The sequence below is a fragment of the Mycobacterium sp. TH-M11 genome, assembly GCF_057473725.1.
In genome coordinates, this window is the sequence record NZ_JBYCLD010000257.1 from 1 (window position 1) to 15,499 (window position 15,499).

Here is a 15,499-nt window from a genome sequence, read left to right on the forward strand (position 1 = left end):
CCGACCTGCTCTTCGAACGACAGGACGCACTTGCCGCCACCATCTACGGCGGAACCTCTGAGGTCCAGCGCAACATCATCGCCGAGCGCCTGCTCGGATTGCCGAAGGGATGACGATGGACTACGACCTCGGCGCCGACGCTGTCGAACTCAGGACCCGCATGCGCGCGTTGATCTCTGAGCACATCCCGGAAGGTTTTCTCGGCGCCTGCACCAATGACCCCAAGGACCTGGCGACCACCGAGTCGTTCTGCAAGATGCTCGCCGCTGCCGGGCTGCTGGCCCTGGCCTGGCCGAAAGAGCATGGTGGCGGCGGAGGTTCGGTGTGGCAACAGACCGTGTTGCGCGAGGAGATGTGGGCGCACCACGAACCCCGCGGCGCGCAGTACATGGGCATCAACTGGGTGGGCCCGGCGCTGATGCGGTACGGCACGGCCGAACAGAAGGACCGGCACCTGTCTGCCATCGCCGCCGGGGAGGTGATCTGGTGTCAGGGGTTCTCCGAGCCGGAAGCCGGCACCGACCTCGCGTCGCTGCGCACCCGCGCCATTGCCGACGGTGACGGCTGGCGCATCACCGGCCAGAAGGTGTGGACGTCTTACGCCCAGATGGCCTCCTGGTGCGTGCTCGCGGCGTGCACCAATCCGGATGCTCCGAAATCCAAGCGGCTCAGTCTGTTTCTTGTCCCCATGGACCGAGCCGGGATCACCGTGCGGCCAATCCGGTCAATGCTCGGGCCGCATCACCTCAACGAAGTGTTTCTCGACGGCGTCGAGGTGTTACCTGCCGAAGTCCTCGGGGAGGTGGGCGACGGGTGGCGGGTGATGCGCGAAGCACTGGCGTTCGAACGAGTCGGGATAGCCCGCTACGCGCGATGTGAGTCGCTGTTGGACCGCGTCCAGACCGAACTCGGTGACGACTGGGACACCTTGCCCGAGTCGATCCGCACGCGCTGGGTAAGGGCATTGATCGATCTGCGAATCGCCCGCCTGCTGGCGTATCGCGCGGTGTCGTTGCAAGACGACCCAACGGCCGGCGGTGCAGCCAGTGCCGCCCGCATCGCGACCACCACCTGCGACCAGTTGGTTGCCGAGCTGCTGTTCGACGTCCTCGGCCCGTCGGCGCTGGACAGTGGGATGTCGGCCCCGCTGCACGGTGCGATCGAAGATCATTGGCGTTACGCCCAGGCAGCCACCGTGGCGTCGGGCACCATCGAAGTACAGCGGATGCTGGTCGCTCGTGAAACGTTGGGAGATCATTGATGAAAACCACTCTGCCGGAAGACATTGCCGAGTTTGCAGCAGTCGCCAACAAGCGGCTTTTCCGGTTCGGCGGAGCCCAGGCCGCGCTACAGACCGAAACGGAGCCCCGGCTGCGCCTTGACGCCCGGACCGCGCTGTACGAACTCGGGGCCTTCGACCTCGACGTCCGAGCGTCCACGGACGACCTGCTGGCCGCCGCCGTGCTCTGTCAGGCCGCCGGTGCGACCGCGCTGCCGTACCCGCTCGTCGAAGAGTTGCTGGCGATCGACGGCGCCCGGCTGACACTGGTGAATCCGGAAGTACCACGGGTGGACCACGGTGACCTGGCGGGCGACTGGATGGCGACCGATCTCGACGGAATCCGTTACCACGTCACGCCATCCACCCGCACCGCGGCAAAGCTCGGACCGTTTCTGGTGCCCGCCACATTGCGCCGGCTCGACGCCACCGTGCCGACGGCCGACATCGACCTGCATCTGACCTTGGGGTCATGGCGCATCGTCGGCGCGGTGCAGCAGGCCTTGCAGATCACCCGCCAACACGTGGTCGCCCGCAGGCAATTCGGTAAACCGCTCGCAGAATTTCAGGCCGTCCGCTTTACCACCGCCGATGCCGCCGTCGCGACCCGCGGGCTTTATGAACTCGCGAAGTACACCATCAGCCGCATGACATCGTCTCCGGCGCAAGTGCGTTCGGCAGACGCCCTCGCGCTCAGACTCAAGGCCGCCGACACCGCCCGGCAAGTCTTCCGGGCCGCACACCAACTCCTGGGCGCGCTGGGATTTTGCGACGAGTCCGATGTCAGCGTGCTCGACAGGCACACGCAGCCCCTCGTGCGGCTACCATTGAGCACCGAGGCGCTCGCGCTGCGCCTACTGCCGGCAGTCCGAAGCGGCGCCCTCGAGACGTTGTTCTCCGACCCGGTTTCCGCGTGAGCACGCCGGCGGGGGAAGGAATTCCCTTCGGCGCCAAGCTTCGGCAGCTCGCCGACCAACGCCCCGACGACGTGGCGCTGACCGTGCTCGCGCCCGACGGAAGGCCGCAGTCGTCGACGTTCGCGGAGCTGGACGCCCGGGCCAACCAGTGGGGGCGCGCCCTGTCTGGTTCCGGTGCCCAGGTCGGTTCGCTTGTCGCACTGAGTATTCCCAATTCAGAGGATCTGGTGCTGGCCGTACTTGGCTGCTGGAAGATCGGCGCCGTCCCGGTCCCGATGCGCTGGGACCTGCCGGACTGGGAGCGGTCTCGCGTTTTGGAGGTGATCGGTCCGGCCGTCGTCGTCGACGACGGCACCCGGGATATGCTGGCCGCACGCGCAGCCGACGCGGCTGCCGACCACCTTCCGGACGTGGTGTCTCCCAACGCCAACGGGATCTGCAGCAGCGGATCGACGGGATTGCCCAAAGTGATCCTGACGTTGGCGCAGGGAGTCTGGACACCGGAGTCGTCGTTTCCGTTTCTGGCGGCGTGGACTCCGACCCCTACACCTCAGACCATCTTGGTTCCGGGCCCGATGTATCACACCAACGGCTTCTCGCCGCTGACGTATCTGTTGGGTGGCGACAAATTGGTTGTGCTCGAAAAGTTCGCAGCGGCAATGGTCGTGGATGCGATCGAGAACTACCGGATCACCAACTTCACCGCCACCCCGACCATGCTGTCCCGCATCGCCGCGCTACCCGACATACGCCGGCGGGATCTGTCCAGCATCGCGTGGATTTTGCAGGGCGCCGCGGTGATGCCACATACGGTGCTGCGCAACTGGTTCGAATTGCTCAGCCCTGAACGGGTCGTGATGGCATATGGGATGACAGAGAACCTGGGGCTCACAGCATTACGCGGCGACGAGTGGCTGGCGCATCCGGGCAGTGTCGGCCGCGGGTTCCGCGACACCGAAGTGCGCATCCTCGACCAGCAGTGCCGACCGGTGGATCGCGGCGAGCTCGGCGAGATATATCTACGGTCGCCGATGAGTGCCGGGTACCGGTATCTGGGCGGTGCGCCGCTACTGCCGTCGACGCCGGACGGCTTCCGCACCGCCGGCGACATCGGTCACGTCGACGAGGACGGCTACCTCTATATCGCCGACCGCCGCAGCGACATGATCATCACCGGCGGCGCGAATGTCTTTCCCGCCGAGGTGGAATGCGCGCTCGCCGAACACGACGGCATCGCCGACGTGGTAGTTATCGGGCTCGCCGACAGCGAGTGGGGCCGTCGGGTACACGCGGTGATACAGCTTGCTGACAGCACGACGCCGCTGACTGAGCAGGACGTGATCAAATACGCCAAGGCCCGGTTGGCCGCCTACAAGGTCCCCAAGACGGTTGAAATCGTCGACCAGATTCCCCGGACGGCAGCAACCAAGGTCAACCGCTCAGCAATGGTCGAAGCCCGCGGTGGTTGAATCGCGGCGCAGCTGATGCTGGTGGCCGGCTAACCCAACCCAACCCAACCCGACCCTATGTCGGAAAACGCGCTGGAAACCTTGGTCGGCGGTCGGCGCGGGCGCGGTAACCTCATTCTCACAGCGCAACAAGCGCGGACCGAGGAGAGGCGCAATGGCCGCAGGCATCGAAAGCGAAGAGGTCGCACCGACGACGCGGGACGCGCGCTTCATCAAGACCGCGGTCGAGATCCTTCGCGAGACCGGTCGCACCGACTTCACCGTGCAAGAAGTCGTGGCCCGCTCCAAGACGTCGCTGCGCGCCTTTTATCAGCACTTCAGCAGCAAAGACGAACTTTTGATCGCTCTGCTGGAGCGGACGATGGCACAGTCGAGCCGAGCTTGGCGCGCCGAGACCGCCGGGCTGGCCAGCACCGCGGCGATCAAGCTGATCATCGACCGGATCAGCGCGGAGCCCGAGTCGAGCACCCAGGACAGCCTCAACCGGGCGATGAATCTGTACAACCAGCACTTGTCCGAAACCAGGCCCCGCGACTACGCCCGCGTGCTCTCCCCCTTGCACGATCTGCTGCGCGACGTCATCCAACGCGGCATCGGCGAAGGCGTGTTCCGGCCCAATCTCGATACCGGGCCCGCCGCCGCGATCGTTATGCAGACCATCTTGGGCGCCCTTCGATTGCATTGGCTGGGAGCCGAATTGACCGGTACACCGATCGACGCCGCGCATCTGTACGACTTCTGCGTGCGGGCCTTGGGCGCCGACGCGGCGGTCCGACCGGAAACCCCGACGTTGGCCGAGCTGTTCAACCAGATCGGCATGCGGCCGGGTGCTCGCAACGGCGAGTTCGCGATGACGATTCCGGTCAGTCCACAGGTGGTCAACACTTCCGGCACCTTGCAGGGCGGCCTGATCGCCACGCTGATCGACGTGGCCGGTGGGCAATTCGGCCTGGGCTATCTGCAGGACGGCACCACGATGACCACCGCCGACATGAACATCCGCTACCTGCGCCCGATCCGGCAGGGCACCGCTTACGCGGTGCCGCGGCTGTTGCGCGGCGGTCGGCGCGCATTGGTCATGCAAGTCGACGTCCTGTCCGACGCGGACGGCGACGATGCGCTGCTCGCCTCGGCGACGGTCAACTTCGCCGTCATCGACGGAGCGACACCGACGCTGCCCGACTGGCCGTCCACCTGAGCGTGGGTATCAGCCCGCGAAGCGCGGTGGTAACGTCATTACCACCCAGTGAGAAGCCCCGCCTCTGCAGGAGATCGCCATGCCGTCACGCGAACTTTCCTTTCCGGTGTTCGACGCCGACAACCACATGTACGAGCCGCAGGAAGCGCTGACCAAGTACCTCCCGGAAAACCGCAAGCGCGTCATCGACTACGTGGAGGTGCGGGGCCGCACCAAAATCGTGGTTCGCGGCCACATCAGCGAATACATCCCGAACCCGACCTTCGAGGTCGTCGCCCGCCCGGGTGCGCAGGAGGACTACTTCCGCAACGGCGCACAGGGCAAGAGCTACCGCGAAATCCTCGGCGAGCCAATGAAAGCCATCCCCGCGTTCCGGGAGCCGGCCGCGCGGCTGGAAGTGATGGACGAACTCGGCATCGACTACGCGCTGATGTTCCCGACCCTGGCCAGCCTGGTCGAAGAACGCATGAAGGACGACCCGGAGATGACCCACGACGTCATCCACGCGCTCAACCAGTGGATGCACGAGCAGTGGTCGTTCAACTACGCCGACCGCATTTTCGCCACCCCGGTGATCACCTTGCCGATCGTCGACCGTGCGCTCGAAGAACTCGAATGGTGTCTGGAGCGCGGCGCCCGTACCGTGCTGGTCCGCCCGGCGCCGGTGCCCGGCTTCAAGGGCAGCCGGTCCTTCGGTCTCGAGGAATTCGACCCGTTCTGGCAGGCCTGCATCAAGGCCGGCATCCCGGTCTCGATGCACGCCTCCGACAGCGGCTACTCCGAGTTCGCCAACGTGTGGGAGCCCGGCGACGAGTTCCTGCCGTTCAAGCCGACCGCCTTCCGCAGCTTTGCGATGGGCCACCGGCCGATCCTGGACGCCATGGGCGCACTGGTGTGCCATGGCGCGCTGTCCCGCAACCCCGAGCTGCGGATCCTGTCGATCGAGAACGGCGCCGACTGGGTGCCGGACCTGTTCAAGGGTCTCAGGAGCGTCTACAAGAAGATGCCGCAAGCCTTCCTCGAGGACCCGGTGGCGGCGTTCAAGCGGTGCGTCTACATCACCCCGTTCTGGGAGGACCGCTTCACCGAGATCGTCAACATGGTCGGCACCGACCGGGTGCTGTTCGGCTCCGACTGGCCGCACCCCGAGGGCCTCAAGGACCCGATCAGCTTCGTCGACGAGCTCAAAGACTTCGGCGACGAGGACGTCGCCAAGATCATGGGCGGCAACCTGATGGAGCTGATGAAGGTCGCCAAGCCGGTCGGCGCGTAGCGCTCAGGCTTCGAGCCGGGCACGGACGGCGGCGAGACGTTCGGCGAGTTCGGTTTCGTCGATGAGCCCGCGTCGCACCAGCGAGTGCGCCAACGCGACCAACCGGTTCTCCGGGTAGGGCAGTTCGGCGTACAGCGTTGCCGACAGCGCGTCTTCTTCTTCGCGCTGCTCGGTGCCGGGTAGTACTGTGCCGCAGCCACTTCGGTCAAGCCCGTCGCATATCCCGTCGAGGCTCGTCGTCCAGGGCGGCAGTGGATTGTCGACGCCGTACTTGGCGGCCATGCGACCCCAGACCTGATTGCGTGCGACGATGCTCGACAACGTCGCGATCGGTTCGCCCTCAGGACTCACGGGCTCACCGGATGGATCGCCGGGCGGGTGCGGGTCACCGCATTCGTCGTCACACCGACCTTGGGCAGCGCGACTCCGATCAGACAGTCGCGGGTGATGATCTCGACCAGCTGATCCTCGGTCCAGCCGTCGGTTCCCGCGGGACGCACCGGCATCACCATGAAGCGGTGCTTCTGGTTGGAGTCCTCGACTCGGACCTCCACGTCCTCAGTCAGGTATAAACCGAACTCCGCGAGCACTTGTCGTGGCCAGCGCACGATACGACGGCGAAAGTTGGGCGTGCGATACCACTCCGGTGAGTTGCCCAGAATCGGACGTGGATAACACGAACACAGCGTGCACACGATGACGTGGTGCAGCGTCGGCGTGTCTTCCAGCACGTGAAACGCCGTGAAATCACTGGGCGTCCCGAAACCGGTGGGTTGCAGCCAGTCGACCCCGACTTCCTTGCTGGCGGCCATCGGATCACCGAGAACCAGCTTTTTGAACTCCGCGTCGAGCCACGCTCGCGCCACCAGATGAGCGGCAGGTGTTGGACCGATCTGTTCAGCGAATTCGGTGAAGTGGCGGTGCTCCTCAGCGGTGAAAATGCCTTTCTCGATGCATAATTCGCGAAGCGCGATCTCCAGGACTTCGAAGTCGGTGATCTCGTCCACCATGGGCGCGGCCGTGCGGTCATGGTCGTGGTGGTGATCGGTCACGATGCGACCTCCAGCCATCGCTCGGGAATCTCGGTCTGCAGGGTGTCCTTTGCGGGACCGGTGTAGTTGTGCCACAACTCGGTCATGGTGAACCGCACGATGTAGAACCATTCGGGCTTCTGGTCCGGCCCATCCCAAGTCTCGTCCTCGGCGGCAGGGCTTTCGTAGGACACGACCGCGATCTCCCCCGTCGCGCCACGCACATACTCTTGAGTGCGGGTGTAGAGCAGCACGGGAAGCTCTCGCACCATGACCTTGTCGCCAACCTTGAACTTCGGCTCGCCAGCCTGTCCGGCGAACACTTGCGGGTCGCCCTTGCCGACGGCGTGCTTGTGGTGCCGGTTGCGCTTAACCGTGGACGGGTCGCCTTCGAACTTGGGTTCGGCCGCCAAGGGCTTTCCACCCAAGCCGCCCGCGTACCGTGCCTTGACCTCGGCCATGCGTTCAGCCAATTCACTCAGGCTGATGTGGTGTTTTTCAGCGAGGACACGCGCGACGGCCAGCAGCCAGCGTCCGTAGTACGGAAGCCCGAGGTAGATCGTGCGACCGACGTCAACATTGCCCATCCGCCGTCGCTCCTCGGACAGCCAGATTCCACGCCAGCCGAGAACTTCACACGTGACGTAGGTGTTTTCCTCCCACACCTCATACTGCTTGTTCTCGAACTCGATCGGGGCATCCGGCTCACCACCGACATCGTGCGGGGTCTTGGTGTAGGCCCTAAATCGTTCGTGATCAATGAGATCCGGCGTCGGCGCATCGGGCAACTCGGGGTAAGAAGATTTCAGTCGGGCAACCAGTTCCAGTTGTTCTGTCCGATCAGAAGGGGTCGTCATCAGCATTCCGTTCGTCGTTGCGACCTGAATACACTTCACTCCTGCGACGAACATCGCGCAACCACCATTCGAATGCGGTGACGAAGGTATCCGACGATGTCCGCGGGATCGCCGACCGGACATGTCACCTGAGCCCCCACTCCTGGTACCGGCCGGAAAAAGCATCCTGTAGCCTGCCCTCGAATGTCGTCTCGTGGAGGAGAATCACATGACTTCCGGCGTCGAACAGTTGGAGTTCCAGGCCGAGGCGCGCCAACTCTTGGACTTGATGGTCCACTCGGTCTACTCCGACAAGGACTCGTTTCTGCGGGAGCTGATCTCCAACGCCTCGGATGCGCTGGACAAGCTGCGTATCGAGGCGTTCCGAAACAAAGACCTCGACCCCGATAACACTCTCACCGCGGATCTGCACATCGAGATCGACGTCGACGCCGAGGCCCGTACCCTGACCATTCGCGACAACGGCATCGGCATGACCCGGGCCGAGGTGGTCGACCTGATCGGCACGCTGGCCAAGTCAGGCACCGCCGAACTGCGTCAGCAACTACGAGACGCCAAGAACGCCGCGGTGTCCGAGGAGCTGATCGGCCAGTTCGGTATCGGCTTCTACTCCACGTTCATGGTGGCCGACAAGGTCGAGTTGCTCACCCACAAGGCCGGCGAGAGCGAGGCCATCAAGTGGGAGTCCAGCGGCGACGGCACCTACACCATTGAAGCTGTCGAGGATGCGCCGCAGGGCACGTCGGTCACGTTGCACCTCAAGCCGGTCGACGCCGAGGACGCGCTGCACGACTACACCTCGCAGTGGAAGCTGCGCACGCTGGTCAAGAAATACTCCGACTTCATCGCCTGGCCGATCCGGATGGAGGTCGAGAAGCGATCCGAGGAAGACGGCGAACAGACCGTCACCATGGAGGTCGAGACCCTCAACTCGGGTAAGGCGCTGTGGGCCCGGCCCAAAGACGAGGTGTCCGACGAGGAGTACAAGGAGTTCTACCGCCACGTCGCGCACGCCTGGGACGAGCCGCTCGAGGTCATCTCGATGAAGGCCGAGGGCACGTTCGAATACCAAGCGCTGCTGTTCATCCCGTCGCGGGCCCCGCTGGACCTGTACGAGCCGGACGCCTCGATCGGTGTGCAGCTCTACGTCAAGCGCGTCTTCATCATGGGCGACTGCGACCAGCTGATGCCCCGATACCTGCGCTTCGTCAAGGGCGTGGTCGACGCCCAGGATCTGTCACTGAACGTCTCCCGCGAGATCCTGCAACAGGACCGGCAGATCAACGCGATCCGGCGCCGCCTGACCAAGAAGGTGCTGTCGACCATCAAGGAACTGCAGTCCGAGCGGCCCGACGACTACCGCACCTTCTGGGAGCAGTTCGGCAAGGTCCTCAAAGAGGGCCTGATGCGCGACTTCGACAACCAGGAGACGTTGCTCGAGGTCTGCTCGTTCGCCTCGACGCACAGCGAGGACCAACTCACCACGCTGGCCGAATATGTCGAACGGATGAAAGACGGCCAGCGGCAAATCTTCTACGCGACCGGCGAATCGCCCCAGCAGATCCTCAACACTCCCCACCTGGAGGCGTTCAAGGCCAAGGGCTATGAGGTGTTGCTGCTCTCCGACACCGTCGACGAGATCTGGCTGGGATCGGTCACCGAATTCGACGGCAAGCCGTTGCAGTCGATCGCGATGGGCGACGTCGACCTCGACACCGAGGAAGAAAAGTCAGCTCATGAAGCCGAACGCAAAGAGCAGGAGGAGGCGTTCGCGGACCTGTTGACCTGGCTGACTGAGACGCTCGGCGAACACGTCAAGGAAGTGCGGCTGTCGAGCCGTTTGACCGACTCGCCGGCCTGCCTGATCACCGACGCGTTCGGAATCACCCCGTCGCTGGCCCGGATTTACCGGGCCACCGGCCAGGACGTCCCGGTCGGCAAGCGGACCTTGGAGATCAATCCGAACCACCCGCTGATCACCGGGCTGCAGCAGGCCCACAAAGACCGCGGCGACGATCCGACAAACGGTGAGACCGCCGAATTACTCTATGGCGCGGCTCTTCTGGCCGAAGGTAACGCACCAGAGGATCCGGCGCGGTTCGCCGAATTGCTGACGAACCGGTTATCGCGGACCGTTTAGCCGCCGGCCTTCCCGCCCTTGACCTGCCCGTGCTTGACCTGGTTGAACGGCACACCGCGGTCGGCGGCGTACTCGCGCGGGAAGTTCAGCACCCGCTCGCCGATGACGTTGCGGGCCAACTCACTGGTGCCGCCGCCGATGCACGCCGTCTGACGAGCCAGGTAGCGCAGACCGGCTTCCAGGCCCTCCCCTTCGGCGCCCACGACACCGGCGGTTCCGGTGATGGCCAGCCCGGCATCCATCTCCAGTGTCACGGTCTCGGCGTGGAAGAGTCGCAGCAGGGTTCCGGCCGCGGGCGGTAACGAGCCGTCGTTGACGCCGCGGAAGATGTGCGCACCCAGTTGTTCGCCGACCGCCCGGTGCACCAAGGCGCGCCCGGCGATCTGCCGCACATGCTCGTTGTCGGACTGCCCGGTCTCCGCGGCCAGTAGCGCGTAGTTCACCGGTGTCGAGCGGCCGCCCTCGCTGCCGCTGCCGCTGGCGAATTCCGAACCCATCCCGACCGCGCGACGCTCGTGATACAGCTGGCGCGACGCCACCGACCAGCCGTCGTTAACCTCGCCGACCACCGCGTCGTCACCGACGTCGACGTTGTCGAGGAACTCCTCGCAGAACTCCGTCGAACCGTTGAGTTGAGTGATGCGCCGCAACGTGATCCCGGGATGGTTGATCGGCACCAGGAACATGGTCAGGCCGTCGTGCTTGGGAACGTCCCAGTCGGTGCGGGCCAGACAAAGCCCGTAGTCGGCGCCGAATGCGCTGGTGCTCCAGGTCTTTGCGCCGTTGAGCACCCAGCGGTCGCCGTCGGGATCGGCACGGGTGAGCACGCCTGCGAGATCCGAGCCGCCACTCGGCTCGGACAACAGCTGGACCAGTACCTCGTCGCCGCGCAGCGCGGCTCCGATGTGCTGACGTTTCTGCGCCTCGCTCGCGGTGTCCAACAGCGTTGCGCAGCAGATGGTGAACGTCGGCGTGTTGAGAATCAGCGGCATCTCATAACTGAGGCTTTCTTCGTTGAACGCCTTCTGGTACTCGTAGTCCAGACCCAGGCCGCCATACTCGCGAGGAAAGCAGATCCCGGCGAATCCGCCTTCATAGAGCCGCTTTTGGAGTTCGCGAGCGCGTAGCCAGCAACGCTCCTCGTCGCGGTGGGCCGCGGGCGGGTGCGCGGGGTCGATGGGCGGCATGTTCTCGGCAAGCCAGGCTCGCGCGCGGGCCCGGAAGCCGTCGAGGGTCTCCGCGGCTGTCACTGCGCCGGCGGTGTCGGTCATCAGGCTGACCTCGGCGCGGTCTGCCCCGCCTGCTGCAGCGCATACACCCTGAGGTTGTGCTCCTCTGGAGTGCCGAACATAGCGCGGTACAAGGTAGCTCGACGCAAGTAGACGTGCAGGTCGTGCTCCCAGGTGACACCGATACCACCGTGCATCTGCACGCAACCCTGGATGATCTCCACCGCCATCTCTCCGACGTAGGACTTCGCGATGCCCGCCGACAACGACGCATCGGGCGCCCGCTTCGAGATGGCGTTCACCGCGGCGGCGGTCGTCGCCCGGCACGCTTCCAGCCACATCTTCATGTCGGCGAACCGGTGTTTGAGCGCCTGGTAGGACGCCAGCGGGCGGCCGAAGCTGTGTCGGTCCAGCGCCCACGCGACGGTGAAGTCGAAGACGGTCTGCAGAATGCCGACCACCTCGGCGCATTGGAGCACCTGCGCGATCTGACTTTGCCGCTCGACAGCGTCCGGGCCGCCGAGGGCCGCTCCGTGGTCGACGTCGACCCCGTCGAATTGCACCCGGGCGTAGTGCTTGACCAGGTCGATCGACTGCTGCGGCTCGATCTGCACGCCAGGGGCGTCGGCGGAGACCAGGAATTGGCGCACGCCGTCGCCGGTACGGGCCACCACGAGCAGCAGGTCGGATTGCGCGCCGCCCTCGACCCGGTCTTTGACGCCGTCGATGCGGTAGCCGGAATCTGTGACCGTTGCGGTGACCGTCGGCTCGTGCGGGGCCCACCCGCGCCCCGGCTCGTACACAGCCCACGAAGCGACCGTCTCGCCGGCGATCAGCGACTCGATCGTCGCCGCATGCGCGTGCGGCTCCGGGGATTCCACCAGCCCCGCCAGCACAACGCTGACCGGAAACAACGGGCCGGGAGCTGCGGTCTTTCCGAGTTGTTCGGCGACCATCGCAAGGTCGGCGAAACCGTCGCCGGAGACGCTGCCGCCACCGAGTTCTTCGGGCACCAGCAGCGCCGTCCAGCCGAGTTCCGCGGCGCGCTGCCACCAGGCTCTCTCGAACGCGACGCCCCGAGAGTGCAAGTCCCGCACCCGACTCAGCGGAACCTCTTTGCGCAGAAACGCTTGGGCGGTGGAGGCGAAGAGTATCTTTTCGGGAGAATCGACGGCAGTCATAGTGTTGGCTGGGCCTCTCTGGACCTGGCTGGACCTGGCGTCCCAGTCGGTGGTCGCGGGTGAACCGATAGTAGCAATGAGCTATACCGTAAGAGATACCGGAGTTCAATCGATAATGATGTCGACGAGCCACGCACGCCATGGCTGACGCGGACGAAGTGCCACCGGATGCCGCCAAGGCGAAGCTGGAAGCGATCGCGCTGGCCGAGCAGGCCGAGGCCGAAGCCGCCGAGACCGAAGCGCTCGCGGCGGCCGCCCGAGCCCGCGCCCGGGCCATCAAGCTACGGCGTGAGGCCGAGGCCGAGGCCGAAACGCCAGCCGAGGTGACCGCGCCCGGGCCCGATAAGGCCAACGAGGCCGATGAGCCCGATGAGCCGGCCGAGACCGCACACACACCAGAACCGGCGGGCCGGCGACGGGCCGGCGTGCCTCTGACGCTGTCCGTTGTCGCGGTTGTCGGCATCGTCGGACTCCTCGGCGCCAGCGGGTGGATGGCCTGGCAGCATCACGACGTCGTGCAGGAGCAACAGCGCGCCGCGGCCTACGTTGCGACCGCCCGCCAGGGCGTCGTCAACCTCACCTCGCTGGACTACAACAAGGCCAAGGAAGGCGTCCAGCGCGTCCTGGATATCGCCACCGGCGAATTCAAGGATGATTTCCAAAGGCGCGCAGAAGATTTCGAGTCGGTGGTGAAGGACTCCAAAGCAGTGACCGAAGGGGCCGTCGCCGCGACCGCGATCGAATCGATGAACAAAGACTCCGCGGTCGTTCTGGTGCTGGCCAACGAACGCGTCACCAACATCGCGGGCGCCAAAGACCAACCCCGGACGTTTCGGTTCCGGGTCAGCGTGGTGCACGACGGCGACGATCTGAAGTTATCGAAAGTGGAGTTCGTGCTGTGAGCGACGACGACGCAGGAGTCGACGTCGGGCCGACCGAAGGCGTCGAAATCGACAAATCGACTGATACCAACGAAGACTCAGGCACCGGCCAAGCCAGACGTCGGGTTGCTGTGATCCCGGTAGTCCCGCTGGTGTTGCTACTGGCCCTGTTGACCTCTGCCGGACTCGCCGGATGGGTGTACTTCACCCAGTACCGACCCGACCAGCAGACCGACAGCGCGGTCGCACAGACCGTCGTCAACGCCGCGCGCGACGGCACGGTGGCCTTGCTGTCCTACAAGCCCGACACCCTCGACCAGGACCTCGCCGCCGCCAAGTCCCACCTCAGTGGCGACTTCCTGAACTACTACAGCGACTTCACCAAACAGGTCGTGACGCCGGCCGCCAAATCCAAAGGGGTGACCACGACCGCTCAGGTCGTCGGCGCGGCGGCGTCGGAACTCCACCCGGATTCGGCGACGGTGCTGGTCTTCGTCAATCAGGTGACCAGCAGCAAGGAACGGCCGGATCCGGCGATGGCATCCAGCACCATCAAGGTGTCGCTGACGAAGGTGAACGGCCAGTGGCTGATCACCAAGTTCGATCCGGTCTGATGGACCGACTCCTCAGCCGGCCGCGGACCGCTCGCCGGGCAGGGCTTTGACCGTGGACGGCAGCCCGTACAAGGCGGTGGCGTTGCCGCGCATGATCCGGTCCCGCTGCGCCGCCGGAAAACGGTTGATGGCGTATGCCGGTGCGTCGTAGCTCCAATGCGGATAGTCCGTGGAGAACATCAGGTTGTCACCGAGATCCATCATCTCCACGTACCCGCGGAACTGTTGAACGTCGGCATCTTCCAGCGGCTGCGTGGTGAACCGGACGTGCTCGCGGACGTACTCCGACGGCCGGCGCCGAACGTGCGGCAGATCGCCACGGCGCGCCGCCCAGATCCGATCCATCCGCCACATTACCGGCATCGCCCAGGTGAATCCGCCCTCGACGAACACCACCCGCAGGTCGGGGTGCCGGTCGAAGGCGCCGTCGAACACCAGGCTCATCAGATGAGACACATACAGCAGCGGCCAGGATGCGAAGAAGTCGTGCCAGTGCGCCGGATTGCCGACCGGGTAGATCGGGATCAGCTCGAACGGTGTCTGTCCCATCAGGTGCGTGGCCACCGGTAGACCGCTGGCCGCGGCGGCCGCATACACCGGATCGAAATGTGGGTTGCCAAAGGGGATGCCGCGCGTCTGCGGTGTCACCAAGACCTGCGCCATATACGGGTGACCCGCCCACCGCCGAATTTCGCGCGCCGCCAGGTCGGGTGCCTGGGTGGTGACGCTGATCGATCCACGCCAACGGCCGTGAGCGTTGTGGCGATCCAGCCAGACATCGGCCAACCAGTCGTTGTACGTCGCTTTCAACACGTGTTCGGCCTGTGGCAGCTGGGCATCGCACATCGGTTCCAGCGTGGCGATGCCGACGCCGGCGTCGACGAGCAGTTGCTTGGCCGCGTAGTCGGGATCGGTCCCGGCGAAACCGCCGCCGGGCGGCGCCGCATCGACCCGCATCGACATCGTCTTGTACGAATCAGGGGTGTCGTAGAAGTGCGGCAATGGGGTGACCGCGTTGCCGGTGGGCCAGATCTTGTCGACCCATTCCGGCGGCGCGTAAGACTTGAGCACGTCGGTCGACACCGGCATCGGATGCACATCGGTGTCGACGATGGCGACCGCGATCTCGTCCTCAATGTGCGCTTCGGCGCGTTCGATGATCGTCACCGGATGCTTCCTTCCGTCGGAGCGGTGAGCCCGTAGAGTTGGGCGGCGTTGCGCCACAACACGTCGTCGCGTTGCGCGCTGTCCAACCCGGCGGCGGCGTCCTCGGGTGAAACAGCGGACCAGTGCGGGTAGCCCGATCCATACATCAGCAGGCCGCCTTTCCCGGAGAACTCCATCCAGGGTTGCATCTGGCCGAGATCCGTTGGCCCGTCGAAGGATGACGTGCAGAACCGGACATGGTCGGGGAGAAAGTCGCTGGGATA

General features: G+C 65.1%; 15 protein-coding genes and 1 pseudogene. 9 read left to right on the forward strand and 7 right to left on the reverse strand.

The window, feature by feature from the left end:
• Positions 1-5: 5 nt before the first annotated feature.
• The 6 genes from AC2VOG_RS10570 (at position 6) to AC2VOG_RS10595 (ending at position 6,136) form a co-directional block, all read left to right on the forward strand.
• Positions 6-113 (forward strand): acyl-CoA dehydrogenase family protein, encoded by a 108-nt coding sequence (locus AC2VOG_RS10570; RefSeq protein ID WP_486939858.1) that lies wholly within the window; start codon positions 6-8, stop codon positions 111-113.
• 2 nt (positions 114-115) lie between these two features.
• Complete coding sequence (locus tag AC2VOG_RS10575) at positions 116-1,261, forward strand: acyl-CoA dehydrogenase family protein (RefSeq protein WP_486939846.1); 1,146 nt, start codon at positions 116-118, stop codon at positions 1,259-1,261.
• Positions 1,261-2,196 (forward strand): acyl-CoA dehydrogenase family protein, encoded by a 936-nt coding sequence (locus tag AC2VOG_RS10580; RefSeq protein ID WP_486939847.1) that lies wholly within the window; start codon positions 1,261-1,263, stop codon positions 2,194-2,196. The genes AC2VOG_RS10575 and AC2VOG_RS10580 overlap by 1 nt, the downstream gene beginning before the upstream one ends.
• A complete protein-coding gene (locus AC2VOG_RS10585) occupies positions 2,193-3,665 on the forward strand; it encodes a class I adenylate-forming enzyme family protein (protein ID WP_486939848.1) in 1,473 nt (490 codons plus the stop codon). Before AC2VOG_RS10580 ends, AC2VOG_RS10585 begins: the two co-directional genes overlap by 4 nt.
• 154 nt (positions 3,666-3,819) lie before the next feature.
• Positions 3,820-4,863 (forward strand): hotdog fold thioesterase, encoded by a 1,044-nt coding sequence (locus AC2VOG_RS10590; RefSeq protein WP_486939849.1) that lies wholly within the window; start codon positions 3,820-3,822, stop codon positions 4,861-4,863.
• Between the two features lie 79 nt (positions 4,864-4,942).
• Positions 4,943-6,136, forward strand: coding sequence for an amidohydrolase family protein (locus tag AC2VOG_RS10595; protein ID WP_486939850.1), 1,194 nt, complete (start codon positions 4,943-4,945; stop codon positions 6,134-6,136).
• A gap of 3 nt (positions 6,137-6,139) precedes the next feature.
• Here AC2VOG_RS10595 and AC2VOG_RS10600 read toward each other — a convergent pair whose 3' ends face one another.
• The 3 genes from AC2VOG_RS10600 to AC2VOG_RS10610 all read right to left on the reverse strand — a co-directional run bounded on the left by AC2VOG_RS10600 (position 6,140) and on the right by AC2VOG_RS10610 (position 8,024).
• Positions 6,140-6,418, reverse strand: a complete 279-nt coding sequence (locus AC2VOG_RS10600; RefSeq protein WP_486939859.1) for a thiocyanate hydrolase — start codon at positions 6,416-6,418, stop codon at positions 6,140-6,142.
• A 65-nt stretch (positions 6,419-6,483) separates the two neighbouring features.
• Positions 6,484-7,206, reverse strand: a complete 723-nt coding sequence (gene scnC / locus AC2VOG_RS10605) for a thiocyanate hydrolase subunit gamma (RefSeq protein WP_486939851.1) — start codon at positions 7,204-7,206, stop codon at positions 6,484-6,486.
• The gene (locus tag AC2VOG_RS10610) at positions 7,185-8,024 is read right to left on the reverse strand and encodes an SH3-like domain-containing protein (RefSeq protein ID WP_486939852.1); all 840 of its coding nucleotides are present in this window, start codon (positions 8,022-8,024) and stop codon (positions 7,185-7,187) included. Before AC2VOG_RS10610 ends, scnC begins: the two co-directional genes overlap by 22 nt.
• A 208-nt stretch (positions 8,025-8,232) precedes the next feature.
• Here AC2VOG_RS10610 and htpG point away from each other — a divergent pair, with 208 nt between their 5' ends.
• Complete coding sequence (htpG, locus tag AC2VOG_RS10615; RefSeq protein ID WP_486939853.1) at positions 8,233-10,164, forward strand: molecular chaperone HtpG; 1,932 nt, start codon at positions 8,233-8,235, stop codon at positions 10,162-10,164.
• Here htpG and AC2VOG_RS10620 read toward each other — a convergent pair.
• Together AC2VOG_RS10620 and AC2VOG_RS10625 are read right to left on the reverse strand one after the other, a co-directional pair.
• Positions 10,161-11,435: an acyl-CoA dehydrogenase family protein gene (locus tag AC2VOG_RS10620; RefSeq protein WP_486939854.1), complete on the reverse strand. Its 1,275-nt coding sequence runs from the start codon at positions 11,433-11,435 to the stop codon at positions 10,161-10,163. The two genes, htpG and AC2VOG_RS10620, sit on opposite strands and share 4 nt — an antisense overlap.
• Entirely contained in the window at positions 11,435-12,574 is a 1,140-nt protein-coding gene (locus AC2VOG_RS10625) for an acyl-CoA dehydrogenase family protein (RefSeq protein WP_486939855.1), read from the reverse strand. Before AC2VOG_RS10625 ends, AC2VOG_RS10620 begins: the two co-directional genes overlap by 1 nt.
• A gap of 140 nt (positions 12,575-12,714) precedes the next feature.
• Between AC2VOG_RS10625 and AC2VOG_RS10630 the strand changes: the two genes are divergently transcribed.
• Both AC2VOG_RS10630 and AC2VOG_RS10635 read left to right on the forward strand, forming a co-directional pair.
• On the forward strand, positions 12,715-13,476 hold the full coding sequence (locus tag AC2VOG_RS10630; RefSeq protein WP_486939856.1) for a hypothetical protein: 762 nt from the start codon (positions 12,715-12,717) through the stop codon (positions 13,474-13,476).
• A gap of 47 nt (positions 13,477-13,523) precedes the next feature.
• On the forward strand, positions 13,524-14,069 hold the full coding sequence (locus AC2VOG_RS10635) for a hypothetical protein (protein ID WP_486939860.1): 546 nt from the start codon (positions 13,524-13,526) through the stop codon (positions 14,067-14,069).
• A gap of 12 nt (positions 14,070-14,081) precedes the next feature.
• Here the strand turns inward: AC2VOG_RS10635 and AC2VOG_RS10640 are convergent, their stop codons facing one another.
• A complete protein-coding gene (locus tag AC2VOG_RS10640) occupies positions 14,082-15,236 on the reverse strand; it encodes an amidohydrolase family protein (protein ID WP_486939857.1) in 1,155 nt (384 codons plus the stop codon).
• Positions 15,233-15,499, reverse strand: a pseudogene (locus tag AC2VOG_RS10645) (amidohydrolase family protein); the annotation flags it as partial. The gene AC2VOG_RS10640 and the pseudogene AC2VOG_RS10645, both read right to left, overlap by 4 nt.